The 2,646-nt window shown below is 36.4% G+C and carries 2 protein-coding genes; both read left to right on the plus strand.

Annotated elements, in window-relative coordinates:
* Positions 1 to 732: 732 nt before the first annotated feature.
* Entirely contained in the window at positions 733 to 1,182 is a 450-nt protein-coding gene (locus BUA11_RS08220; protein ID WP_072760370.1) for a ribonuclease HI, read from the plus strand.
* An 85-nt stretch (positions 1,183 to 1,267) separates the two neighbouring features.
* Positions 1,268 to 2,431 (plus strand): TM1812 family CRISPR-associated protein, encoded by a 1,164-nt coding sequence (locus BUA11_RS08225; RefSeq protein WP_072760372.1) that lies wholly within the window; start codon positions 1,268 to 1,270, stop codon positions 2,429 to 2,431.
* The last annotated feature ends 215 nt before the right edge of the window (positions 2,432 to 2,646 follow it).

Raw genomic sequence — 2,646 nt, forward strand, 5'->3', positions numbered from 1 at the left:
CTTAGATTATAAGAGACCTCACCGAAAAAGTTAAAAACAACTGTTAAAATATCTCTAATCTTTCTAACCTCATGTTGGGAAGGTTATTCTTCTGAAAGAGATGTTAAGAATGTGCATTGAAAGTATTATTTAACATCTCAGTGTCAAAACGAGCAAAGGCTCCGCAACGTACGGAGCCTTATTTTTTTATTCCATCAAAGCATTCCTTCAGCGTTTCTCTCCTTCATTTTTTCCTGCCAGTTTCGTGCTCTGTCTAAGTCTACCGTCCGATTTTTGCGGAGCTGTTCTGATTTTTCCTTCAGCATGTGTTTAAGGTATGAGTGAAGATGAAAAAGGATGGAAAGAATCGTTTTAAACAGTGATACATCGAGCGTGAGGTATAAATGTCAGTTGTATAATCGGAACCATTGAAGTGATTGCAGGTGTATTGGAAGTGCAATAGAAAAATAAACTTAAACTTCATTTGTAGGAGGTGAGAATATATTAGGAAAGAAGATGTTATTTGGTGTTATCGCGGTTGTTTTGCTGCTTGAGGTATTCAGAATCATGGAATACATGATTGCATCAATAAGTATTTGGACTTGAATATGATTTAAAAAGCGATGAAAACAATGGGAAACGAACAAAGAAGTTTTAAAAGTCAGCTGTACAAATGGAACAACCGGACTGAACACGAAAGTGCAAGGTCCGGTTCATTTTAAAACTAAACTGACAAAGAGGAGGTTGGTAAAGATGTTAAAAGTTTACACCGATGGTTCATACAAAAACGGATTCGTTTCCTATGGATTTCTTCTTTCATCCCCGGTCCTTGGCGGAGAACAGATAGTAGCCAAGGTCAGCAAAGCAACAACGGAGTTACAAAACGTAGAGGCTGAACTAAAAGCCGCACTCTACGCCCTGAACTACGTAAAACAGGAAAAACTTGACGAAAAATTCCCAGTGATCGTCCTGTGCTCAGACATAGACATTATTAAGAAGGCACTGAGTGGGAAAGTGAACTCTCAAAACCCAGAAGTTGTGAAATACGTAGAAGAGCTTAAGAATATAGCCAAGTCACTCAAATGCAGACTCTGTTTAGAAAAAGTTAGAGGACATGAAAACCACGTACACAACAAACTCGATATTCATCTCAGAAGAAAAATTAACAGATACATAGCAGAACGCACTCAGGCGTATGCATAAATAAAACGTTCCATGAACTTTTCCCGAGCCTTTAATGGCTCGGATTTTTAATTTCAACAAAAGGTAAAGAAAGGCAGGGATGAATATGTCCACTATGGTGGTATTGTTTACTCCATCGAAAGAAAATATCTTGGTTGAAAAATCGGTATACAAGTTTTCAAACGGTTCTACTGCTACAGGAATGTACTTCTTAAGAGCCATGACGAGATATGTGAAAGGACGTAAAGACCTGACAAAAATATTAATATTTGCTGAAGAAGATTGCGAGATAAGAGCGCTTGAGGAACTTGCTGGATATGAAAATACAAAAGCCCGCAGGAACGATATAAAAGAATTAGAAAGAATAATATCAGAAACGTACGGAGCAAAAACGAGTATAACAGTACTTCCATCGATTAGATGTATAAAAACAGACGAAGATAACATAGAGTACCAGCAGACGCTACTCAGAGCAATCATACAACATCTATCGACGGATATAGAGAACGTATATATCGATATAACTTATGCAAATAACATTAGTGTATTATTGACACTTGGTATAATACTTCCGGCAAGGTACGTAAGTCTCAAGAAAATATACATCTACTATGTCAATATGAATTTGGGAGAAAAAGCCAAAAAGGTTCTTGAAATGCCGATTTTTGAAAAGATGATAGCTTTGGACGAACAACTTGCTTCATTTGAACTTAGTGGGAATTTTAACCTTCCCCTGTTGACATTTTTGAAAGAAGACCAACAAAAAGAAGTGGAAGAAATATACTACCAATTCGAACTAAACGACATATCGGAAGAACCAGCAAATAAACTTAGAACTATTGCAACGATGAAAGAAACGCAGAACTATTTCCTTATAAACGTGAACAAAGAACTAAAAAGAATATCGCAAGCCAAGCATGTTGAAGAGCTATTTTATGAAAAAGCCGCTTTTTATCACAAAAGAAAACAATACTTCAAGGCTATCCAGTTGATATTTGAAGCCATAGTCAGCGGTGCAACAGTCATGCTCTACGGAAGAGGAAAAGAAACAAACCTGGATTACAGAGCGAAAGCAAAAAACAAAATCGAAAAACTATTTCCGCCAAGCTTAGCAAAAGAATTCATAAAATTAAGGAAAATGAGAAACCGCATAGCTCATGGAATAAACCAAAACCGAAGGTACTACGAAACAAAAACAGAAGAACTCGAAACACTTTTTAACGATGCTATAAAGATATACCAAACCATAAAACAGAATTTGAAGTCATAATTCCAAAATAGATGGTATAATATATATACATGGTATAATATATATACGTAGTAGCTGTGAAAAGCACATCTTTTCAAACCTTCAAACGCCCTAAACCGTGGAGACCAAAAGACAAATTTTGCACCACGATACTCACTAATAACCGCATAAATACTATACGTCCGGTCATTGGCAAGTTGATAATTTTTGCAAGCTACATCGTCGAAAAATCTTGT

The organism is Fervidobacterium gondwanense DSM 13020 (assembly GCF_900143265.1).
Taxonomy (GTDB): Bacteria; Thermotogota; Thermotogae; order Thermotogales; family Fervidobacteriaceae; genus Fervidobacterium; species Fervidobacterium gondwanense.